This window comes from Maridesulfovibrio ferrireducens, assembly GCF_016342405.1.
GTDB classification, from domain to species: domain Bacteria; phylum Desulfobacterota; class Desulfovibrionia; order Desulfovibrionales; family Desulfovibrionaceae; genus Maridesulfovibrio; species Maridesulfovibrio ferrireducens_A.
Genome location: NZ_JAEINN010000004.1, coordinates 132,280 through 153,804, shown reverse-complemented (window position 1 = coordinate 153,804; position 21,525 = coordinate 132,280). Strand labels below are relative to the sequence as shown.

20 protein-coding genes are annotated in these 21,525 nt (G+C 43.0%); 8 read left to right on the top strand and 12 right to left on the bottom strand.

Annotation, left to right across the window (positions count from 1 at the left end; all coding sequences use genetic code 11):
* Positions 1-618: 618 nt before the first annotated feature.
* Positions 619-1,362, bottom strand: coding sequence for an FAD-dependent thymidylate synthase (thyX, locus tag JEY82_RS06225; protein WP_304083861.1), 744 nt, complete (start codon positions 1,360-1,362; stop codon positions 619-621).
* 317 nt (positions 1,363-1,679) lie between these two features.
* Between thyX and typA the strand changes: the two genes are divergently transcribed.
* Both typA and JEY82_RS06215 read left to right on the top strand, forming a co-directional pair.
* A complete protein-coding gene (typA, locus tag JEY82_RS06220) occupies positions 1,680-3,518 on the top strand; it encodes a translational GTPase TypA (RefSeq protein ID WP_304083858.1) in 1,839 nt (612 codons plus the stop codon).
* 131 nt (positions 3,519-3,649) lie between these two features.
* Complete coding sequence (locus tag JEY82_RS06215) at positions 3,650-4,660, top strand: asparaginase (RefSeq protein WP_304083855.1); 1,011 nt, start codon at positions 3,650-3,652, stop codon at positions 4,658-4,660.
* Positions 4,661-4,787: 127 nt separating this feature from the next.
* On the opposite strand, the gene JEY82_RS06210 is transcribed toward JEY82_RS06215, so the two are convergent.
* The 3 genes from JEY82_RS06210 to JEY82_RS06200 form a co-directional block, all read right to left on the bottom strand.
* A complete protein-coding gene (locus JEY82_RS06210; RefSeq protein ID WP_304083853.1) occupies positions 4,788-6,293 on the bottom strand; it encodes a leucyl aminopeptidase in 1,506 nt (501 codons plus the stop codon).
* A 44-nt stretch (positions 6,294-6,337) separates the two neighbouring features.
* Positions 6,338-7,465: an ABC transporter substrate-binding protein gene (locus JEY82_RS06205; protein WP_304083850.1), complete on the bottom strand. Its 1,128-nt coding sequence runs from the start codon at positions 7,463-7,465 to the stop codon at positions 6,338-6,340.
* 143 nt (positions 7,466-7,608) lie between these two features.
* The gene (locus JEY82_RS06200; RefSeq protein ID WP_304083849.1) at positions 7,609-9,087 is read right to left on the bottom strand and encodes an STAS domain-containing protein; all 1,479 of its coding nucleotides are present in this window, start codon (positions 9,085-9,087) and stop codon (positions 7,609-7,611) included.
* A 148-nt stretch (positions 9,088-9,235) separates the two neighbouring features.
* Here JEY82_RS06200 and JEY82_RS06195 point away from each other — a divergent pair, with 148 nt between their 5' ends.
* On the top strand, positions 9,236-10,162 hold the full coding sequence (locus tag JEY82_RS06195) for a 4Fe-4S binding protein (protein WP_304083846.1): 927 nt from the start codon (positions 9,236-9,238) through the stop codon (positions 10,160-10,162).
* Positions 10,163-10,232: 70 nt separating this feature from the next.
* On the opposite strand, the gene JEY82_RS06190 is transcribed toward JEY82_RS06195, so the two are convergent.
* The 5 genes from JEY82_RS06190 to JEY82_RS06170 all read right to left on the bottom strand — a co-directional run bounded on the left by JEY82_RS06190 (position 10,233) and on the right by JEY82_RS06170 (position 16,000).
* A complete protein-coding gene (locus JEY82_RS06190) occupies positions 10,233-11,339 on the bottom strand; it encodes an HD domain-containing phosphohydrolase (RefSeq protein ID WP_304083843.1) in 1,107 nt (368 codons plus the stop codon).
* Positions 11,340-11,523: 184 nt separating this feature from the next.
* On the bottom strand, positions 11,524-12,033 hold the full coding sequence (locus tag JEY82_RS06185) for a peptidylprolyl isomerase (RefSeq protein ID WP_304083842.1): 510 nt from the start codon (positions 12,031-12,033) through the stop codon (positions 11,524-11,526).
* Between the two features lie 50 nt (positions 12,034-12,083).
* On the bottom strand, positions 12,084-13,367 hold the full coding sequence (locus tag JEY82_RS06180) for a DUF401 family protein (RefSeq protein ID WP_304083840.1): 1,284 nt from the start codon (positions 13,365-13,367) through the stop codon (positions 12,084-12,086).
* Between the two features lie 108 nt (positions 13,368-13,475).
* Positions 13,476-15,191, bottom strand: coding sequence for a tetratricopeptide repeat protein (locus JEY82_RS06175; RefSeq protein WP_304083839.1), 1,716 nt, complete (start codon positions 15,189-15,191; stop codon positions 13,476-13,478).
* A gap of 8 nt (positions 15,192-15,199) precedes the next feature.
* Complete coding sequence (locus JEY82_RS06170) at positions 15,200-16,000, bottom strand: glycosyltransferase family 2 protein (protein WP_304083838.1); 801 nt, start codon at positions 15,998-16,000, stop codon at positions 15,200-15,202.
* 202 nt (positions 16,001-16,202) lie between these two features.
* Between JEY82_RS06170 and JEY82_RS06165 the strand changes: the two genes are divergently transcribed.
* A complete protein-coding gene (locus JEY82_RS06165) occupies positions 16,203-16,667 on the top strand; it encodes a hypothetical protein (RefSeq protein ID WP_304083836.1) in 465 nt (154 codons plus the stop codon).
* A gap of 117 nt (positions 16,668-16,784) precedes the next feature.
* Here the strand turns inward: JEY82_RS06165 and JEY82_RS06160 are convergent, their stop codons facing one another.
* Together JEY82_RS06160 and JEY82_RS06155 are read right to left on the bottom strand one after the other, a co-directional pair.
* Positions 16,785-17,108 carry an AzlD domain-containing protein gene (locus JEY82_RS06160; protein WP_304083834.1) on the bottom strand — a complete coding sequence of 108 codons (324 nt, stop codon included), beginning with the start codon at positions 17,106-17,108 and terminating at the stop codon, positions 16,785-16,787.
* Positions 17,093-17,803 (bottom strand): AzlC family ABC transporter permease, encoded by a 711-nt coding sequence (locus JEY82_RS06155; protein ID WP_304083832.1) that lies wholly within the window; start codon positions 17,801-17,803, stop codon positions 17,093-17,095. The genes JEY82_RS06160 and JEY82_RS06155 overlap by 16 nt, the downstream gene beginning before the upstream one ends.
* 148 nt (positions 17,804-17,951) lie before the next feature.
* Here JEY82_RS06155 and JEY82_RS06150 point away from each other — a divergent pair, with 148 nt between their 5' ends.
* The gene (locus JEY82_RS06150) at positions 17,952-19,382 is read left to right on the top strand and encodes a PLP-dependent aminotransferase family protein (RefSeq protein WP_304083830.1); all 1,431 of its coding nucleotides are present in this window, start codon (positions 17,952-17,954) and stop codon (positions 19,380-19,382) included.
* Positions 19,383-19,384: 2 nt separating this feature from the next.
* Here the strand turns inward: JEY82_RS06150 and JEY82_RS06145 are convergent, their stop codons facing one another.
* The gene (locus JEY82_RS06145; protein WP_304083827.1) at positions 19,385-19,924 is read right to left on the bottom strand and encodes a tetratricopeptide repeat protein; all 540 of its coding nucleotides are present in this window, start codon (positions 19,922-19,924) and stop codon (positions 19,385-19,387) included.
* A 141-nt stretch (positions 19,925-20,065) separates the two neighbouring features.
* Here JEY82_RS06145 and JEY82_RS06140 point away from each other — a divergent pair, with 141 nt between their 5' ends.
* Genes JEY82_RS06140 through JEY82_RS06130 form a run of 3 tightly spaced genes read left to right on the top strand, consistent with a single transcriptional unit; the run spans position 20,066 to position 21,481 of the window.
* Positions 20,066-20,650 carry a hypothetical protein gene (locus JEY82_RS06140; protein ID WP_304083824.1) on the top strand — a complete coding sequence of 195 codons (585 nt, stop codon included), beginning with the start codon at positions 20,066-20,068 and terminating at the stop codon, positions 20,648-20,650.
* 20 nt (positions 20,651-20,670) lie between these two features.
* Entirely contained in the window at positions 20,671-21,159 is a 489-nt protein-coding gene (locus JEY82_RS06135; RefSeq protein WP_304083822.1) for a hypothetical protein, read from the top strand.
* Positions 21,160-21,205: 46 nt separating this feature from the next.
* Positions 21,206-21,481, top strand: a complete 276-nt coding sequence (locus tag JEY82_RS06130; protein ID WP_304083819.1) for an RHS repeat domain-containing protein — start codon at positions 21,206-21,208, stop codon at positions 21,479-21,481.
* The last annotated feature ends 44 nt before the right edge of the window (positions 21,482-21,525 follow it).

Sequence of the window (21,525 nt, the reverse complement as noted above, 5' to 3'; positions counted from 1 at the left end):
TCGATTTTTCAAAGAATTTCGCTTTTTCTCTCGTTGTAGGTAAAATATCTTCTCATTATTATCATTTTGAACTTATACTGATAAAACATTTTATCACCTTGTAACATATTAATATAATGTCATAATTAGAAAATAACGCCATAAATCAGCATATCTTATAAAAAACAATCTTTAAATAACAGTGAGCTAAACCCAATAAAACAAAGGCCTGACAGATTTCGGACTTTAGAACATTTGTCAACTTGCTGATTTAATTGGATTTACATTCGCTTGACATCGCTAAAGGCATACAAATCAAAGGATCAGGTCCATATAGATTTACACCAATCAATTTTAAACAAAAGTCTATCCACACCATAAATTTTATTTAGATAACATTATGCTGCGATTGCACACCCATACAGTATGATTAAAACGACAAAAATGGCATTTCAACTAACAAAATTGCTAAAAAATTAAAAAAATGGCGTTTGATTCTCTTTTGCAAATAATAATCAAAAATATTTAATTAAAAATGAAAACACTCCAAAACAAAAAAACCTGCCCAAAAATATGGGCAGGTTCAGTATAAGCTATATGCCTTTTATTTTTTTAGGCATGCTATATATAATGTAGTGATTATTTTTTCGCAGTCAGCTCTTTTAATGTTGGATACTTACCGCAAGCAAACTTTTCAGCCTCTGGGCAATACCCCAGCTGCTCACATCTTGCCCCGCCGTTGCGGAATATTGCAGGAAGGCTTTCTTTGCAAAGTTTCAGCATTTTATCGGCCATAATGCGAACTTCCCACTGCGCCCTCTGGCAACAGCGCAAATTAAAAAAGTGCATAAGCGAACGGCAATTCATGGTTATCACAATTTTCGTTTCAGCAGCCTGAGGAAGCACAAATCTAGCATCTTCATTAGCTTTGCTTTCACGCCCGGATGCAACGAGAATCTCGCGCAAATCTTTATATGCGCTGCCGACTTCTTCCATAAACTTTTCAAAACGTTCACGAGCTTCGGGAATTTTCTTTATTGCCGGAGGAATTATGTAATCCATATCATTCTCAGTAACGTAGCGCTGGCTCTGCTGCGAATAGGACGCTATGCGATGTCTGACTATCTGATGGGAACAAGCCCTCGAGATACCCTCAATTGCAAACGTAAAGCTGACATGTTCAATAGGACTGTCATGCCCTGATTCAAGAATAGCGGAAACAAAAGCATCCTGCTTATCCTTAGCAATCTCGCCGCTTATAAGTCTTGGCCACATATCGGCAGTAAACCCTGCATGATAGCACTGCCTGAACGATGCGTATATCAGTTCAAGGGCATTAGGGGTCATGGATAACAACTCTACTCGTAAATCTTTCTCAGGCATATGAGCTCCTTCAATTTATGGCTCTTCATAAAGTAAAAGATCTATGGGTGCAAGACAGCAATAATGGATCAAAAATTACTTAGAAATTTATACTCAAATCTACACTATAAATTAGAAATAAAATCAAGAAGTTACACATCTATCACAAAATTAACTTTTTTTTTACTTGCCATAATCGTTAATATACCCTAACTAACCATCCCTTATCAAACCAACTCTATAAATCAAACCGACCGCTGATCTTCCGCATCCTTTTTTAGCATTGTAACCCGTTACGGGGAAACTAAGCTTGCGGCAGTAATGTGCCGGAGGAATCCGTGAACAAACTTACTATTAATGATAAAATCAGAAATATCGCAATCATAGCCCACGTTGACCATGGTAAAACCACACTGGTTGACGGAATGTTCAAGCAAAGCGGACTCTTCCGTGAAGGCCAGAAAGTCGATGACAGACTCATGGACAGCATGGACCTTGAGCGCGAACGTGGTATTACCATTGCAGCTAAAAACTGTGCAGTTGACTGGAAAGGCACAAAAATCAACATCATCGACACCCCCGGCCATGCCGACTTTGGTGGAGAAGTTGAACGTTCCTTAAGCATGGCTGATGGAGCAATCCTTTTAGTTGATGCTTCTGAAGGTCCTCTGCCGCAGACAAGATTCGTATTGAAAAAAGCTCTTGAAGCCGGTCTGAAAGTCATTGTTGTTGTCAACAAAATTGACCGTAGTGATGCTCGCCCTGAAGAAGTTCTTGACGAAATTTATGACCTCTTCATCGATCTAGACGCAAACGAAGAACAGCTTGAATTCCCTGTCATGTACGCAATCGGCAGAGACGGAATTGCACAGCATACTCTCGAAGAAAAAGGCGAAAATCTTCACCCTCTCATGGATATCGTTATTGAGCATATCCCCGGGCCTTCTTATGATGAAAACGAACCTTTCCAGATGCTTGTTTCCGACCTCGGATACTCCGACTACCTCGGTCGTCTTGCAATCGGTAAAGTAATTCACGGCTCCACTAAACAAAATGTGCCTCTTGCTTGTATCAATGAAGATAATCAAGTCGTCCCTCTTAAGCTGACCAAAGTTCAGACCTACGAAGGTGTAACTTTCACCGAAACAGACATCGCTCACCCTGGTGATATCGTTGTTGTTTCCGGTATCGAAGGAATCACTATCGGTGACACAATCTGTACAAGAGAAGCTCCTAAAGCTCTTCCAAGAATCACTGTTGATGAACCAACAGTATCCATGCGCTTTGGAATCAATACTTCCCCAATGGCCGGACTTGAAGGTAAACTCGTTCAGTCTTCTAAAATTCGTGAAAGACTCGAAAAAGAAACTCTGTTGAACGTTGCTGTTAAGATCGAAGAAAGCGAATACAGAGATAGTTTCATAGTTAAAGGACGCGGTGAATTTCAGCTCGCTATCCTTATTGAAACTATGCGCCGTGAAGGTTTTGAGCTTACTGTTGGAAGACCTGAAGTTATCTTCAAAAAAGTTGACGGCAAAAAACTTGAGCCGATGGAACAGGTTTTCATCGACTGTGAAGACGCCTTTATGGGTGTTGTAACTGAAAAACTTTCTTCCAGAAAAGCAAAAATGACCAACCTCGTTAACAACGGCAAGGGCCGTGTTCGCATGGAATTTTCTGCACCATCACGTTCACTTATCGGTTACCGCGATGAGTTCCTTACCGACACTAAAGGTACTGGAATCATGAACACTCTGTTCGCCGGATACGACGATTACAGAGGCGATTTCCCAGCACGTTACACAGGTTCCTTAATTTCTGACCGCGCAGGAAAAGGTGTTGCTTACGCAATCTTTAACCTGGAACCTCGCGGTGAAATGTTCGTTAGACCAGGCGACCCTGTATACGAAGGAATGATTGTAGGTGAGCACAACAAGGATACTGATATCAATATCAATCCTACCAAAGAAAAAAAGCTCACCAACATGCGTGCATCCGGTAAAGATGAAGCTGTTATCCTGACTCCATGCAAACCTATGAGTCTGGAAAGAGCTATGCACTTCATCACCGACGATGAAGTAATCGAAGTCACTCCGCTTTCAATCCGTCTGCGTAAAACAGAACTGAGTTCTGCCAAACGTCACATGGAACGCGGTAAAGAACTGAAAAAGAAATAGTCAGCTGAACTATTAAAATCACTCAAAAAGCCTCTTGGACTAATAAGTCTGAGAGGCTTTTTTATTGCCAATTAAAGTTTGGTACGCTACCTGACTTGCTCAAAGTCTAAATACATTTCCGGAGATAAAAAATGGTTGCGAATAATATTTCAGGCGAAGTTGTCCTCATATTCACCGGCGGAACAATTGGAATGAGTGAAAAGCCTGATGCCGGAGGAGTTGTTCCCGACGACAACTTCAACAAATTACTTTCAGAAATAACTCCTGACGATAAAGACATTAAAATCCGTCCTGTGCTGTGGTCCGATGTTCCCAGCCCGCACATGTCACCGGAAATGATGCTTAAACTGGCGCATGACGTAGACTCATACCTTTCCGAAGACCAAGTGCTTGGAGCTGTCATTCTGCACGGCACAGATCTTATGGCTGAAACAGCATATGCACTCGACCTGACCGTAAACTCCCCGAAGCCGGTAATTCTAACCGGAGCCATGCGCTATTTCAACGAATCAGGATATGACGGAATACGTAATCTGGTAGATGCCGTCAGAGTATGTCTGCTGCCGCCGCCCAAAGGAACAGACGTTATCATCCAAATGGCGGACAAACTTTTTGCAGCCAAGAACGCAATCAAATCAAGTTCCCTTAACGTCGACCCGTTTATAGGTCAAAACACAGGCAGAATAGGTTTTATAGCCGGAGAATCAGTAATCCTGACAAGAGCCGACTCCTACAGAAGACCGAGATTCTCTTTTCCGGTCACAGGCGTAAGTAAAAACGTACATCTGGTCGGCTGCCATCCGGGAATGAACTCCACCATTTTAGAAAAATTACTAGAAACGGATGTGAAAGGAATCGTGCTTGAAGGATTCGGAGCAGGTAACACACCTCCCGAACTGGTCGTAGGCATTGAAAAATGTATTGAGGCAGGTGTACTTGTAATTCTATGCACCAGATGCGTGGAAGGCGGAGTATGGCCTATCTATGCTTATCCCGGAGGAGCCGCAAATTTAAAACAAAAAGGTGTCATAACAGCCGGAGGTCTTTCCGCGCTGAAAGCGACACTACTGTTACAATTGCTGATCGGCAGCAACTGCCCGATAGATCAAATTAAAACCATTTTCGCAGAAGAAAGCGTTTAAATACTAAAACAAAAAAATATTTATAATCCCCCTCTTCCCTTGAAAGGGAGTCCAGAGGGCCGCAAGCCCTTTGGTCCAGCCGAAGGCGAAAAAAAGCGCCGCAGGTAATTCTGCAGCGCTTTTTTTATTAAATATCTTCCAAATCGATTCGCGAAATAATTTCTATTAAAGTTCTGACTCCGAACCCCGTTCCGCCGGCGGTCAAAGTTGTAGTCTTCTTCTTTCTCCAGGCCGGTCCGGCAATATCCAGATGTGCCCAAGGTACATTTTCGGGCACGAACTCTTTCAAAAACATTCCGGCATGAATGGTCATACCTTCCCGTGAACCGATATTTTTCAAATCCGCTACATCACTTTTAAGCTCTTCTTTATAAATATCCCACAGCGGCATGGGCCAGAATCTTTCACCTACTCTCATGCCCGATTCAATAATAATATTTTCAAGCTTAGGTGAATTGTCCATCACAGCGGCAACATTCCAGCCGAACGCAACTATGCACCCCCCTGTAAGAGTCGCAAGGTCTATTATAGCGGCGGGTTCAAACTGTTTAGAATATGCCAGAGCATCGCAGAGTAAAAGGCGGCCCTCGGCATCAGTATTTAAAATTTCGATAGTCTTACCGGATAAAGAAGTCACAACTTCGCCGGGGCGGGTTGCTAATCCATCCGGCATATTATCCGCGCAAGGTAGTATCCCAACAACCGGCAAATCAGGATTAAGCTCGCCCAAGGCATGAAAAAATCCGAATATAGCCGCAGCTCCTGCCATATCACATTTCATGTCTTCAATGTGTCCGGTAGGCTTTAGCGAGATTCCGCCGGTATCAAAAGTTACCCCTTTACCGACCAGCACCAGAGGTTTATCCCCTTCTCTTCCTTTAGGGCAATATTCAAGAGTAATCAGGCGAGGTTCATCAATACTTCCTTTAAAAACAGAAGCATAAGCCCCCATCCCCTTATCAATGATTTCCTTGCGTTTCATGGCCTTGAATTTAAAGCCGTACTTTTTTGCAAGCTTCTTTGCTTCTTCGGCAAGAAAAACCGGATTTGCAATATTCGGAGGAGAATTAACCAAATCACGGGCATAAGAGACCGCCTCTCCAACAGTCTGTCCTTTATGAATAGCTTCAATAAAAGTCTCGGAAGGTTCAGCGTCTGTCAACATTTTAACGACTTCGGGCAGCGCGGCATTCTCTTCTTTTTTAGTCTTAAACTCATCATATGAATAAAGCCCGCTCATTGCAGCAGCGACGAAATGTTCGTGCATATCCTCAAGAACGATACCTTCAAAAGCGGACAGCGGAGCACCGACAATTCTGAATTTCAACTCCCGGCATTTACAAAAAGCCGAGGACACAGCCTGACTGAACTGCTCAATTCCAAACTCATTCTTATCGCCAAGCCCTACAATCATAACCCGCTGAATTGAAGTGGAAGAACCGTAAATTACAGTTGTACTGCCGAGTTCTCCAGTAAAATCAGTGAGCCCTGGAGAACCTGCCACCCAGTCTGCCTGCGTCGTTATCCATTTGGAAAATCCGGGCAGAAACTCTTCTGAACCCTTAAATGCGAAAAAAATTACAGCATCAGCAGACCATGCGGACGCTGGTTCAACTACAATATTAAATTCCATTTCCCTCTCCGGCATTTATTTGATGAGTGAACAAAAAATCCATTTTAATTGGGAGAAACCTGCTCAACAAAAGAAAAAGTTCCATTGGTAAAACGTACAATATCAACAGTTTTATTGGGAACCCTTACGCCTTCAGGATAGCTGATCTCTCCAGTAACACCCTTAAATCCGACAGTTGCCGATAAAGCGGACCTGATTGCTTCCGTATTGGTAGAACCGGCTCTTGTAATAGCCTGAGCAAGCAGCATGACGGTGTCGTATCCAAGTGCGGCAAAACCGCTCTCCGGCGCAACTCCGAACATCCTTTTGTAGCTATCCACAAAATCACGGACTTCAGGATCAGGATTATCAAACGCAACATGGGTCGCAAAATAAATTGAATGAGCATACTCTTCAGGAATCTTCAATAAGCCCGGAGTATCAAATCCGTCACCGGAAACAATCGGCTGGTTAAATCCGGCTTTACGGGCTTCTGTCACATACCCCGCCGCATCAGGCGGTGTGATGGACATAAAAAGCAGGTCAGGCTTATCCCCTTCCTTTGGTAGCGGATAAGTGGTGTCTCCGGCATTATACCAGACCTCGTCAACGACAACTCCACCATATTTGCGATATCTGCGCTTAAAATACTTAGAAAGAGTTTTGGCAAACTCGCTGGAAACATTTGTCCCGACAAAACAGCGTTCAGTTTTCAGTCTGCGCTTTGCAAACTTAGCAATAGCACGGGCCTGCATATTGTCACCAAAAGCAGTCATAAAAAAGTTTTTGCCGTACATATAGGGTAAATTTTGCATCGTGGCGCCCGCCGTGATGAACACAAGCCCTTTAGTTGTTACAGCAGGAGCCGCCGCTGTGACATAGTCAGTATCATTAAGTCCTAAAACCGCAACGATTCCATCCTCATCAGCTATAGATTCAGCTGCGGTTGCAGTTGAATCAAGATTCGAACGGCAATCTGAGATTATTAAACTTAATTTTTTACCAAGCACACCGCCTTCACTGTTTATCACATCCCTTGCGAGCTCCATGCCGTGCAGGCCGGGCTGATCAACTGCCGCCATAGCTCCCGTAAGATTATAAAGAACTCCGATTTTAACGGTATCATCGGCTGCGAATGCGCTACCGAAACAAAGCCCCAGAGTAGTCAGACATAAAAGTACTATTTTTTTCATATTGCCTCCAAATATTTACAATGCGAAAGCCACACCTGTTTTTACTGCCCACATAAATAGCAGATATACACATGATATTTTCCCAACATTGCAACTGTATTACAAACTCAGCAAATTTAGCAGCTATAATTTAACCGACAAGCTTAATTCTTTGTGCCGAGCTTGGCTTGTTGAGCTTCAAGAAATCGCTGGAATTTGTTTATTTCTTCTTCTCTTTTTTCAGGAACAGTCGGGGAGTCTGCTTCCTGACGATATCTTTTATCCGCGAGACCTCGACTGACTGCGGCTTCAGCACCAAGCCCCTGCCAGCCCGAAGTGTCCTGAGAAAATTTTTGAATATAACTTATCCCCATAAAAGCACGGGTGATTTTAGTATTATCACGTAATTTACGCATATCTTTAAATTCAGCCTTTGCCGAAACCTGCCGGATTGATTTATCAAGTGAAACCATTTTTTCCGGCATTTGAAGCGGCTCGAAAACAGCACCATGATTATTTAAAATATGCCCTTTGTCTCCGGCTGTGGCAGGATCGATATAAAAACCGGCATACAATCCGGCTGGATCAAAAACTGAAAGATCACACGACAAATCAACACCGACCCCGCAAGTAAGACAGGTAACGTTCCGGTGTCTCGGAATGCTGTCCCGACTCCACCACTCCCCGCTATTAAGTGGATCAATGATAGTCCTGCCGTTCGCAGGGGCAAATTCATCTATAGGAGAACGCATCAAAGTTCCTGCCATCAACTCGCTTACCTGCGTCCACGCCGCTACACCTATTATCCCTTTGAAATCCCGGCGCCGTCTTCTGGCCAGTAAAAAAAGCCCTCTATAAAGCTTATCCAGAGTTGTGCCGCCTTCTTCTGTGGAATTAAACATCACATACTCGTTAAATCCCCCGGCGATAGTCAGATTGAAAGGAGTTCTGATAAGCACGGACCCCGTATCGTTTTGAGGGACCAGAAAATCTGCCAGATCATGTCCATCTGTCGGGAGCCAGGCCATAGTTCCGCCGATAGTAATCATCGCGCCGAGAACCTTCATATAATCTTCTGGAACATCTCCGAGTCCGCCTACTCCGAGAGAATATTCGGTCTGTGAAAATCTACGGGAGAACATGCGTTTTTCAGTTACCCTTGAATGCAGAACCTCCGCCACCGAGCCTATAACTTTAATTTCAGTTTGACTGTTATCGCCCGGAATAAACCTGAACCCTCCGATGGGAGAATCCATACTTTCGAGATTGTCCCAATTTTCAAGAGCCTGCCGTTCCCATTGCACGGATTGCAAAAAATTCATGGCTTCACTTTTTGAGACAAAAATATCTAAAGAACGAGTCATACCGGCAGTATCAAGAACATTTTTACAATATGAACGCAGACCGCAAAGAGCTAACGCCCCTTTTCTAAGGCGTAAAATTTTAAGAGTTCTCACTATGCTGCGAATTCCGGCACTGCTTAAATAACGGACATCGCTCATATCAAACGCCATACAAGCCAGCGATTCTTCCGCTAAAAGATCTGCAAGTACTTTATCGAGCTCTACTGCGCCGTAAGCATCGATCCTTTCTCCTATGCTGACGACAACACTCTCACCGTGTCTGCGAACTGTAATTTCCATTCTATCACTCCTGCAAAATATCCTTATCTCTTATGATATCAGGTACAAGTGCAACATAGGCATAACCCGTTCATCTTGTGAAGTTACTTCGAGAAAACCTGTACTATTTTTTCAGGCTCTGCTAATTTAGTTTATAAGAGGACCAGACATGAAGAAAGTTATAAATAAATTTATTCCGGACACTGGAACCGGAAAATTCCTCAAGAAAGCCCTTGAGGATAAAAATATGACCATCAAAGATGTTCTTCATGGTTATATGTATATACGCTGGCCTAAAGCATATATCGGTGCCGCTTTGGGTGAAAACAATCTTGCCCCGATTGCGGACTTTATTTCAAGTCTTATTGCCAACCCTGCCGATAAGACAAAAAGAGAGCAGTTAAAAAAAGACTTTGCAGACACATATCACGGCAAAATCATTATAACTGAAGAAGCCATTAAACTTATACATATCGGACGCGAAGTTTCGACAACCCTGCCTGAGAGAGTTTTGCCCTACAGCAAGGCCAGAGACATCGTGCTTAGTGACCCCGATCATATTGTAGCCCTTGAATGTCCTTGCCGCGCGTCCAGAAAGAACCCGTGCCATCCACTGGATGTATGTTTAATTATTGGAGAACCTTTTGCTTCATTTGTTGTAGAAAATCATCCAGATAAAGCACGAAGCATAACAATAGATGAAGCTGAAAGAATTCTTGAGGCGGAAAACGCACGAGGCCATGTGCATCACGCATTTTTCAAGGATGTAATGCTCGGTAGATTTTATGCAATCTGCAACTGCTGTCCTTGCTGCTGCGGCGCAATGGAGGCAATGAGAAACGGTATTCCTATGCTGGCCCCGTCGGGATACATCGCCATTGTCGACCCGCACAAATGTATCGGATGCGGTCAATGTATGGAATATTGCCCATTCGGAGCTATGAAGGTCCGCGACAAGCGTATGCACGTTGACCCGAATAAATGTATGGGATGCGGTGTTTGTGTTAATAAATGTCGAAAAAGCTCGCTGCATTTGGCGAGAAATAAAAAACATCCCGAACCGTTTCTCGTGGAAAAACTGCTCAAATCATCCTGACTACTGTTTTCTCAAAAAAAAGGCATTGAAATTATTTCAATGCCTTTTAAAATTTATATAAATACAAAAATTAACCATCTGGATACATCTTACGAAGCTCAAGAATTTCATCAAGATTTTCAAAAAAGAGATCCGTTAAAACGGGATCAAACTGTTTACCCTTTTCTTGCTGAAAATAACCTTTGATCTTATCTATTGACCACGCCTTCTTGTATACCCGGTCACAGCCCAGAGCATCAAAAACGTCGGCAATTCCGGTTATCCGCCCGTAAATATTTATATCTTCTCCGGCAAGTCCGCGAGGATAACCCTTACCATCCCAGCGTTCGTGATGCTCATAAGCAACGATTGCAGCGGCTCGGATAATAGGCCTTTCGGAATGCTTCAAAATTTCATGGCCGATAGTGGTATGCGTTTTAATCAGATCAAATTCTTCTGAAGTTAACTTACCGGGTTTGTTAAGCACAGTATCCGGGATGCCTATCTTTCCTACATCATGCATAGGAGCGGCAAGCTTGAGCAGATTTGCCTCTTCAGGACCAAGTCCAGCCCGCAGTGCCAGAATTCCAGTATATTCAGCGACTCTGCGAACGTGTTTAGCTGTTTCATTTGAACGGGTTTCAACAACTTCACCAAGAGTCATAATAATTTCTTTCTGAGTCTCAATGACTTCAACCTGTAAAGCCATCAAGGCATCTTGAGTTTCTTTTCTAACCTTTATTTCACTGCGCAGATCTTCAGTTCTTTTAAGAACTTCTGACTCGAGATGCTCTTTGTATAATTTATTTTCTTTGATTAAAGCGGCTCTCTCAAGTCCCTGTTTCAAAGCATGTTCAAGGATACTGAGATCTACAATAGGCTTGGTGACAAAATCCCAGGCTCCGAGACGCACAGCTTTTATGGCATCCTGAATAAGACCCGCACCGGAAACAACAAGGATCGGAACATCAGGCTGTTCTTCGCGCACGGCTTTAAGAACTTCGAATCCGTCAACACGAGGCATATTTAAATCAACGAGGACGGCGTCAGGTTTCTTTTCCCTGAAGACTTCAAGTCCTTCCTCACCATCTCCGGCATTTAATATATTAAAACCGGAATCGCTGAGATAATCGCTGATTGTTTCACGCACAAACGTTTCGTCATCAATAACCAGGATTGTCAATTCAGAATTATCCAACTTCTACCTCTGCGACTTATAAGACTTAATAATTACGCTTGAGACCAGTATCAAGACTCATACCAAAAAAAGGAAACTTTTCAAATAGTATCTTTATACGTCCACTTTAGAACACCGTAAAAAAAAAACGCCGAAAAGGATATTCCTTTTCGGCGATAAAAACAAACTTGTCAGTAATAAAGAATTAATCTTCAAAACGAACCATAGAAATGATGCTGATAGGCTCAACTGGAACATCGTCCATAGGGCCGTGACTGCGGGTACGCACTTTTTTAATTTTGTCTATAGCTTCCATTCCATCGACAACCTTACCGAATACACAATATCCCCAACCCTGAGGGTTCTTTGCGGTGTGATTCAGGAAACCGTTATCTTTCACGTTAATAAAAAACTGCGATGAAGCGGAATGAGGATCCATGGTGCGAGCCATAGCAAGAGTTCCTACTTCATTTTTCAAACCGTTATCAGCTTCATTTTCAACAGGAGGATTAGTTTTCTTTTCTTTCATTGAAAAGTCAAAACCGCCGCCCTGAACCATGAAGTTATTAATAACTCTATGAAAAATTGTTCCAGCGTAAAAATCTTCGTCCACATATTTCAGAAAGTTTGCAACAGTTTTAGGAGCCTTATCTTCGTAAAGCTCAATTAAAACGTCACCTTCAGGTGTTTCCATCATTACCATAGGATTAGCCATATCGTATTCCTCCAATTTTTTATTTCTTAACCTCGTAAGGTCTGAGTGTACTACACCAAAACGAAAAAGTACGCTACTCCCAGACACAGCAAGGCAAGGCTTGGAACCAAGACCCTTTTCCATGCTGAAAACAAATCTACCTTAAAATACTCACAGGTCAAAAGAAAACATATATGAAGTGGAGAGGCCATCAAGCCGGCAAAACCGGAGAACATGCAAAGCATAGCCCATGCCGGAAGTTGTGATGTAATCCCCATCGAATCAACCAGTCCCACAACGAGCGGCATTGCAGCCCCTACAAAAGCCATCGTAATACCTGCAATAAAGCCTATCAAAAACGGAACAAAAACCGCAGCGGCAATCAAAGCTGCCTCTCCGCCTGCAAGGCGCGAAAGTTCCCCGACCAACCCGCAATCACCGAGCACATCTTTAAATATAAACACGCATAGTATCAAAAAGATCATGCTTATAAATCTTTTTTGAACCAGCAAAGAGCAAATAATTGCAAATGATCCTGAATTAGAAAATGCCGCACAAATTACAGCTAAAAATAATGCAACAACAATCCCTGCTTCGAATGGAATGTTTGGAGATATAAGAGAAAAAATACCTTCAAAACATAATGCCCCACCAATTGCCATAAGAAGGGGCAATCCTTCTTTTACAGCTATTAAGGCGCTGCCCGGTTTAATTTCTACATTATCGTGAACGCCGTTTTTAAGAGGTAAAATGGAAGGTCTTAAAAAAAAGAAATACCCTAACAGGATACAAGCTAACGATCCGGGAGCAGTATAACTGATAAATTTAAACACCGGCATTCCACTTAAGGCCGCCCCGAGAAGCATTCCGGGATACAGCGGCCATGCTAATTCCCACACATGCCTGAACCAGTAATTAATTACGACTTTATCTTTATCAGTAACATCAAGCCCTTCTGCGGCTTCACGAATCATAGGTGCAGAAAAAATTGCTCCGCCCGGCATAGGAAGCAATCCGATCAAAGCCGGAAAAAAGACCAGCCGCAAGCGGGGACTTTTAAGGTATCCTGTCAAAGAGTCCATAATTCTTCCGGCCTGCCCGGTACGCTCGAGCAATCCGCTGAGAAGCATGATCAAGGCAACAATTAAAGCCAGATATATAGTTTTTTCGTCTGTCACCGCGGACTGGACAGTCTGTAACAACGCGTCCATTTTCATATCCGTTACAAGCGCCAGAACAAATCCACCGATAAGCACCGACAATCCCACCCCTAATTTAAATCTGATGCCTATCAGCATACAAATAAAAACAAACATAATTTTGAATAAAGGCAGCATGTTAATGAGGGAATCCATGAAGTGTCTCCAATAAAAAAGTGCGTAAATAATAGTTGTTATAACTCACGTGAAGATAGCACATCCTGATCAGGCTACTGAACAGCAACCACACATAAAAACCAATAACTACTGAACTAAGCTCAAATTTTTCCGGGCAGCTTTATTATCAGGATCTATATCAAGAGCCTTACGGAACATCGCACGTGCTGCCGAATTTTCTCCACGCATGTAATAAAGTATTCCCATATTCACCATTGAATCAGCCAAACGGGGGGCAAGCTCCAAAGCCTTCTTGTAATCGCGCAAAGCTTCATCCAATTTTCCCTGTTTATGATTAACAATCCCCCGATTTGCATAGGCAGTAGAATAATCAGGATTAACCTGCAAAGCCCTGTGATAAAGCTCCATAGCGCTGACCAGCTCTCCGCGTTTGCTATAAATATTCGCAAGATTTGTCATGGCTTTGTAGTGCGAGGGATCGGCTTTTATTGCAGCTCTGAAATGCTGCGCAGCCTTACCGGATTCGTTTTTACGCTCAAGAAGATTTGCGTAGTTGTAATGCATATGATGGTTATTTTCGGTCACGGACAACGCACGCTCATAAAGAGATTCACTGTTCTGCCAATATCCGGCCTGAGTATATGCCCCTGCCAGCAGAACTAAAACAACCACGACTCCGGCAGACACTGCAAATTTCGCAGGTATGCACCCTTTTTTTACCAGACAAGCAACACCGAAACAGGTCGCCATATAAAGCCCGATAAAAGGGATATACGCATAACGATCAGCCATAGCCTGATCACCGACTTGCACCAGTCCGATAACAGGAACAAGCGTTCCCACATACCAGAACCAGCCCACTGCGACAAAAGGAGCATTCTTTATATAACGGATGCAAACGACTGAAACAGCTATAATAAAAAGTGCGGCAGAAACTGGTTTCCATATCGCAATGTCCTGCGGATAAGGATAAAAAACGGCCAGATCAAGGGGAAACACAAGCTCCCGCAAGTAGGAACACCACGAAACAAGCGCATTGGAAAATCGTAAGCCCAGAGGAAATGATTCACTGGACTGCATCGCTCCGCCGCCTTTCTGAGCCATAAAAGTAAGAACAGAGGACAACACCGAAAGAAGGACCAGAGGCAGCTTTTCAATGGCGAGTTTAATAAATTTTGCAACGGGATTTTTTTTCAGATCAATCCTGCCGAGAGGCCAGAAATCTAAAAGCAGCAATACGGCAGGCAGAGTTACAACCATCGGCTTGGCGAGTATCCCCATACCGGTAAAGAAAAATGTCAAAGCGTAACTGCTCATCTTTTTAGACTTCACCCAATCAAGCCAACTGATCATGCTCAGCAGCCAGAAAAAGGTACAAAGCACGTCCTTTCGCTCAGAAACCCATGCTACAGATTCAACATGAACCGGATGCACGGCAAAAAGCGCGGCAACAAAAAAAGACGGAACAAGTCCGCCTTCCTCAAGCCCGGATGTTGCTTTAAGCAGAAAAAAGAAAAGCAGCAACACATTGACCAGATGGAGAAAAACACTCACCAGATGACGCGCTCCGGCAGAATCGCCGAAAAGCGAGGTATCAATCATATGCGAAACAACGGTCAGCGGATGATAATTGGAAAGCTGAAAAGAACTAAACGCCCAACTGACATTTTCAGCTGAAACGCCCTGCATAACTCTTTCATTATCGGTGACGTAACTTGTGTCGTCATAAGTAACCAGTTCGAAATTTCCGCACTGGGAATATACAATCAAAACAAGCGCAACCAGAATAACTGCCGTAGCAATCCCTTTCCTGAAATCATTATCCGCTATGAAACCGGGCATATCTGGGCCTATCTGTCCTTACGAAAGTCTACAGACTTAAGAAACTCACTTTTCATCCAGCCCAGCCTGTGCAGAGCCGTTTCAACGGAACACCTGAGCACTCCTATTCCGTATTTAACCGAACGCTTAAAACTTATGGAGGAAGAATCATCCATATAGCGTGTGGGACAAGTCACTTCTCCGATATCGTAACCGGCGTAAATAATCTGACAAAGCATCTGATTATCAAAAATAAAGTCATCACTGTTTACATCGTACGGAATCTTTTCCAGCAGTTCGCGGGAAAAAGCACGATAGCCGGTATGATATTCGGAGAGATGGTAACCGACCATTACATTCTGAAAAAAGGTAAGAAAGCGATTTGAAACATATTTATAAAAAGGCATTCCCCCCTTGCGCGCTCCGGTTCCGAGAATACGTGACCCCAGCATACAGTCGAAAACACCGTTTGCAATGGGAGAAACCATGGCTGAAATAATAAGCGGAGTATACTGGTAATCCGGGTGAACCATAACAACAACATCCGCACCCATTTTAAGAGCGGTGTTATAACAAGTTTTCTGATTGCCGCCGTAACCAGTATTACACGTGTGAGCAACTATTTTAAGGCCAAGACTTTCAGCCTGAGAAACAGTGTCGTCTCTGCTGCAATCGTCTACCAGCAAAATTTCATCAATAACGCCGCCAGGCAATTCATCCAAGGTTCTCTTTAATGTTGATGCTGCGTTATAAGCAGGCATTACCATTACAACTTTTTTTCCATTAACCATCTGTTCATTATCTCCTTTGAATAAAACAGCTTTACGCATCCGAATATCTATCAGTATAAATTTCGAAAAATTACTATAGTTGATTACAACTTCAAGGGCCTTACCACCAAAACACAGACTCAATCAACAGCTATCACTGCGGTTGCCTGCGCGGTTGCCTGTAAGGAAGCTTTCTAGTAATCAGTCCGCAGAACAAATAAGGAACCGCAATAGTAATTTTGCAGCATGAGGTAATATAGAAATGGAAGAAGCAAAAATCAGAGAATATATTCACGCGATCATAATGAAAAAATGTACTCACGATGAATCTGCCAGACAGAATGCCATCGGTGAATTCATAACTATGACCATGCCCAATATTGATGAAAAATCTGCTAATAATATAAAATTAATGATCCCCACCATTGCCGAACTATACGACAAATGGGCTGTCATGTTCATCGACAGGCTGCTTGAAACTGTACCCAAAAATCAGATTGAAGAGCTTTGCAGCGGAACCACTGAAAACAATTCTGCACTAGTCCTTGTATATATAATGTTCATGGAATCAGAGCGCATGGAAAAGCAGATTGCCGAAGATATTTCCACCTACGCCCCCACCCAGAATGATGAACAGGGAAACATTGCCAGCGACTATATCCGCGCAAAACTTTCGCAGATTGCCGCTGATCAGGAAAAGGATAAAAAAGGGACTCCGGTTCAATAGCGTAAAAACAAACATTGTAAGACAGTGTTATATCTCTACATAAAAAAAGAGCAGTCCGTGCAAAAACACAGGCTGCTCTTTTTTAATATATTAAATCTATTATACTTATCTCTGCTTCTAAAAAAAGTACCGAACCGCCGCGACCATCCCCATACCGAATGCAACTGTTCCGAAAAAATTTCGTGTGAACATTGCCAGAGCAAAAGTAGGGACCGCAACCCACAAATATATATTGTCGAACCCTAAATTTATCACTCCTTCGGGAGCTAAAAGCGAAGGGACGAGCATTGCAGACAGTACCGCAGTCGGTACATATCCCAACCAGCGCGTAACTACGGGTGAAAGTTCTCTCGAACTTAAGGTCAGAACAGGAAGCAGACGCGGCCCGTAAGTCACGACCATCATACCGACAATTATAAGTAAAACTATTTTTTGATCCATGACAATGCCACTCCCAGACTTGCGCCGATAAGCGTTGCGATTATAACATTCCACTGCCCTGCTCCGCCAAGAGCAAGTGCTGTGGAAAGCAGCCCCGTGATCACCCCGACTATGACATGACTTCTGTCTTTAATCTGAAATATTAGCAAAGCAATAAACATTGCTGGAAGCGCGTAATCAAGCCCCATAGGTTTAATGTCGGCAATCAACGAACTTGAAAGAACTCCCAGAACAGTCCCGCCAACCCAAGCCAACTGGGAAATACTGTTAATAAGATAAGTTTCACTTTTTCCAGTCTCCCCTTTGCCGAATCTGATCGAATTCACTGCAAAAGTTTCATCGGTAAGCTGAAAACTGAATGCAACCAGCTCCAGCTTACTCCACTTACGTAAGTATGGAGAGAGAGCCGCCGACATAAGGAGATGTCTAAGATTAACTACAAAGGTTGTTACTATAATAGAAATGGCTGAAGCGCCGGATGCAAACAGCCCGACCGCAATAAACTGTGCTGAACCGGCAAAAACCAAAAGGGACATCAGCACAGTGTTATCAACCGAAATTCCAGTCTTGCGGGCCAGAACTCCATAAGCAAACCCGACGGGCAAATAGCCAAGCACAATAGGTAGAGCCTGCTTCATTGCCGACATCAGTACATCATTAAATCTCATTTTACGGGAACTCATTACGGATTCCACACTTACCTCCAGCAACATTAATACTCAAAAAATCCAAACTAAAATTTCCCTTGAAGACAACTGTAAAAGAACATACAATCTGTAATCAGTACAGATACAGTTTATACAAATCTGAATCATAACAGATTAATAAAACAGGACTCAAAATATGACAAGTCAGCTTGGCGAAGACGAATACAGATACAAAAAGGTTGAGCAGGAAATATCCAAACATATCATTGCTGGAGATTTAGTTCCCGGAGACAAGCTTCCTTCTCTGAGACAGATGAGTGCAAACCTCAAAGTATCAATTTCAACGGTCAGCCATGCTTATGAAGAGCTGGAAAAAAGAGGATTCATAGAATCCCGCCCCAGATCAGGATATTTTGTACGCAGCGAATTTCGTAAAATTTCTACGCCGTTGGTTAACACAGCCCAAAAACTTGAACCGCACACCGTCACCAAAAATAAATTGATTCAAACCGCTCTTGAAACTGTAGGGAATAAAAATTTGTTACCGCTGGGTGTTGTCTGTCCCAGCAGTGAGCTGTTACCAACAAAACACCTCTCGAAAATAATGAGCGCTGTAATCAGAGAAAACCCGGATCTCTCAATAAATTACGAATCCATTTCCGGTAATATGCAACTGCGCAGACAGATTGCCTTCCGCTCGGTGGACTGCGGTTCCAATTTAACAGCCGAAGACCTGATGATCACCACCGGAGCAATGGAAGCGCTATATATATCCCTGCGCTCGCTCACCCGGCCCGGTGATTTGGTCCTTATTCAGTCGCCCACATATTATTGCTTCCTGCAACTGGTAGAAAGCCTTGGACTGCGAGCAATAGAAATACCTTCGTGCCCTAAAAACGGAATCAACACGAAAAAGTTCTCCGCGGCGGTTAAAAAATTCGACCTTAAAGCCTGCATTCTTTCACCCAATTTCAATAATCCTGATGGCGGCCTTACCCCCGACCATGCAAAAAAAGAAATAGTTGAACTGCTCGCTGATAAAAACATTCCGCTGGTTGAAGATGATGTTTACGGAGATATTTATTTCGGAGATACCAGACCGCGAACTTTCAAATCTTTTGATTGCAAGGGCGGAGTACTGCTTTGTTCATCTTTTTCCAAAACCATTGCCCCGGGATACCGTGTAGGCTGGCTGGCTCCGGGCCGTTATCTCGAGAAGGCCATGGAAATAAAAGCCACCACAAACGTATCCTGCGCCTCTCCTACTCAGATGGCTATAGCCAGATACCTGAGGGAAGCTCATTTTGACCGCCATCTCAAAAAATTACGCGCGGCCATGAAAGAACAAATGAATAAAATGCGCTCGGAGATAGCCTTATCATTCCCTAAAGGAACAAAGGTCACCGATCCGAAAGGAGGTTCTGTTCTATGGGTAGAACTTCCTGCCGGAACAGACGGCATAGAGCTTTTTTTCAAGGCCAGAGAAGAAGGAATCGGAATAATACCCGGCTCTGTATTTTCAACCCGCGATGCTTTTTCAAATTACATCAGACTTAGCAGCGGAGCTCTCTGGAGCGATAAAATTCAAAAAGGTCTTAAACGGTTAGGAGAACTTGCCACAAAGTAAAACTATGCAGCACTTTCGCTTAAGACTTTTTCAACCATATCTGCGGCTTCTTCCAGCGAAAATTCAGGATCACTTTCAATTAGTGCCATCTGCAAATTGACTTCGCGCTGCACATCAATTTTTTCGGGATTAAAATATCCTTTCCACACAGACAGAACTTTATCCCCGTTGCCGATACGGCAGAAAACTAAACCTAAATATAGTGAAGAAAAATTATCTTCACCTAATATTTTAATAGTCCGCTCAAGCTCCACCTTCGCCTGAATAAACTTTCCGCACAGATACAGACTGTGCCCGTATCTTTTTCTGGCATTTGCGTTATGAGGCTCTGACTTAATAAAATCTTTATATTTATCTGCCGCTTCAGAATACCTTTTGCATTCATAAGCAACATTAGCGGCAGCAAGAACATCAAGGTCAACTTCAGTCGCAGCAATAGGCTTTGCCGCACTCTGAATCTGTTCCTTATCATCCTTGGGCCTGAATCCGCCGAAAAGAAACCCCCTTCGGGACAGCTTTTGAGGCTTTTTAACTCCGGACATCTAAATACCTCCAATTTTATAACAAATCGGAGTGTAACGACAAATCCATTCGGGGCCAAGCCTAATATTAGTGTCAGCAGTAGACTTATTTTAATCCTCAATGTAAATTGCAGATATCACTATCTATACAAAGGATTACCGATGAAAAAATTACTACTAATGCTGCTCGCGTCAATGACGTTTATCTCCTGCACTGCCGCAGCCGGGTATGACACTCCCTTCGAGACAGGTGGTAAAACATATAAGGTCGCCCTTCTGCCGTGGCGGGCAGACACTATGGACTTTACAATGAAACACCGCTGGACGATGACGCAGGCTTTGAAAGAGGCTTGTAAACAATCCGGTGCTTTTATTTTCTCCGACTCAGCCTATTCAGTTAACGGGGGCAACATTCCTGTTCTTGAAAACGTGAATAACCAAAAGTTGTGGGTGAGAAAAAAATACGGTAAATATGAACCGGATATTGATGAAGTTTTAAAAGTTCTCAGCAATACAGATGCAGACTTTGCGTTGCTCTATGTTATCAGCGCAGATAACGGCGGCGCTGTAGATCCAGGTTCTTCATATTCCAGATCGGACTACATCAGAGCCTTTTTGATCAATAGAAAATCAAAACAAATGATAGTCGAATTTATCAAGACAGATTTTATGCGTGGACAAGCTTATGCTGATGCGAAAAAAATCAATCTACTTGCATTCAGCAAGTGGTTGTCTGAAAAAAAATAGACCTAAAAAGGAGCTTTTAAGTGCTTAAGAAAGTCAGTTTGAAATTATTAACATTACTCTGCCTGACCATTCTGGCAGCCACTGCGGCATGTGCTTCCGATATGAACATCAAAGGATGGGAAAAAGACGGAAAATACGACAAGCTTTACGACAATACAGATCGTGACGTTTTCAAAGGAAGATTACTTAAAATCGTCGACATTACGCCTTTGGACGGAATGGCAGAAGGGATCGGAATATTAGTCAAAGACAAAGAAGACGGAGAAGAGGTTCTTGTCCATCTTGGACCTAAAGACTTCGTAAAACCAAGAATCACGGATCTGAGACCGGGCGTAACTGTAAAAGTTTACGGAGTGTTAATAGAAATCGACGGTGAATTTGAATACGTAGCCGCAAAGCTCAAGGCCGGAGAAGAACGTAAATATAAATTCCGCCTAACAAAGGATGGCGCACCCTTCTGGTCTCTTAGTCCGGAAGAGTTGGCAAAAGAAGAATCTGACATAGAATAGATCTCAATATTTAAACCACTTTCAAAAAAAACAGCCCCGACGCATTATGTGTCGGGGCTGTTTTTTTGGCGATCAAGTCGTTTCAATTTTCATGGTTGCGGATGAAAGGGGTAATGAGGTAAAGCGGATTATATATGATTCGTTTGGTAATTTATTATTCGATAGTAATGAAAAATTTGATACTTGCGTGGGTTTTTCAGCAGGATTGACGGAGAAAGATACTGGCTTGGTTCACTTTGGATATCGTGAATATGATCCCGCTATCGGCAGATTCATAACCCCCGACCCGATTGGCTTTGCTGGCGGGGATGTGGATGTATAAACAACATTGACTGAAAACGGTTAACAAGCGAAAGTGACCGTGTT

Coding starts and splice junctions, on each gene's coding strand:
- JEY82_RS06160 (WP_304083834.1), bottom strand. CDS start 17,108: ATGGATCAAAAAATAGTTTTACTTATAATTGTCGGTATGATGGTCGTG.
- thyX (WP_304083861.1), bottom strand. CDS start 1,362: ATGCCTGAGAAAGATTTACGAGTAGAGTTGTTATCCATGACCCCTAAT.
- JEY82_RS06145 (WP_304083827.1), bottom strand. CDS start 19,924: ATGTCCGGAGTTAAAAAGCCTCAAAAGCTGTCCCGAAGGGGGTTTCTT.
- JEY82_RS06130 (WP_304083819.1), top strand. CDS start 21,206: ATGTGTCGGGGCTGTTTTTTTGGCGATCAAGTCGTTTCAATTTTCATG.
- JEY82_RS06170 (WP_304083838.1), bottom strand. CDS start 16,000: ATGCGTAAAGCTGTTTTATTCAAAGGAGATAATGAACAGATGGTTAAT.
- JEY82_RS06215 (WP_304083855.1), top strand. CDS start 3,650: ATGGTTGCGAATAATATTTCAGGCGAAGTTGTCCTCATATTCACCGGC.
- JEY82_RS06180 (WP_304083840.1), bottom strand. CDS start 13,367: ATGGATTCCCTCATTAACATGCTGCCTTTATTCAAAATTATGTTTGTT.
- JEY82_RS06140 (WP_304083824.1), top strand. CDS start 20,066: ATGAAAAAATTACTACTAATGCTGCTCGCGTCAATGACGTTTATCTCC.
- JEY82_RS06165 (WP_304083836.1), top strand. CDS start 16,203: ATGGAAGAAGCAAAAATCAGAGAATATATTCACGCGATCATAATGAAA.
- JEY82_RS06195 (WP_304083846.1), top strand. CDS start 9,236: ATGAAGAAAGTTATAAATAAATTTATTCCGGACACTGGAACCGGAAAA.
- JEY82_RS06175 (WP_304083839.1), bottom strand. CDS start 15,191: ATGCCCGGTTTCATAGCGGATAATGATTTCAGGAAAGGGATTGCTACG.
- JEY82_RS06200 (WP_304083849.1), bottom strand. CDS start 9,087: ATGGAAATTACAGTTCGCAGACACGGTGAGAGTGTTGTCGTCAGCATA.
- JEY82_RS06210 (WP_304083853.1), bottom strand. CDS start 6,293: ATGGAATTTAATATTGTAGTTGAACCAGCGTCCGCATGGTCTGCTGAT.
- JEY82_RS06150 (WP_304083830.1), top strand. CDS start 17,952: ATGACAAGTCAGCTTGGCGAAGACGAATACAGATACAAAAAGGTTGAG.
- JEY82_RS06185 (WP_304083842.1), bottom strand. CDS start 12,033: ATGGCTAATCCTATGGTAATGATGGAAACACCTGAAGGTGACGTTTTA.
- JEY82_RS06205 (WP_304083850.1), bottom strand. CDS start 7,465: ATGAAAAAAATAGTACTTTTATGTCTGACTACTCTGGGGCTTTGTTTC.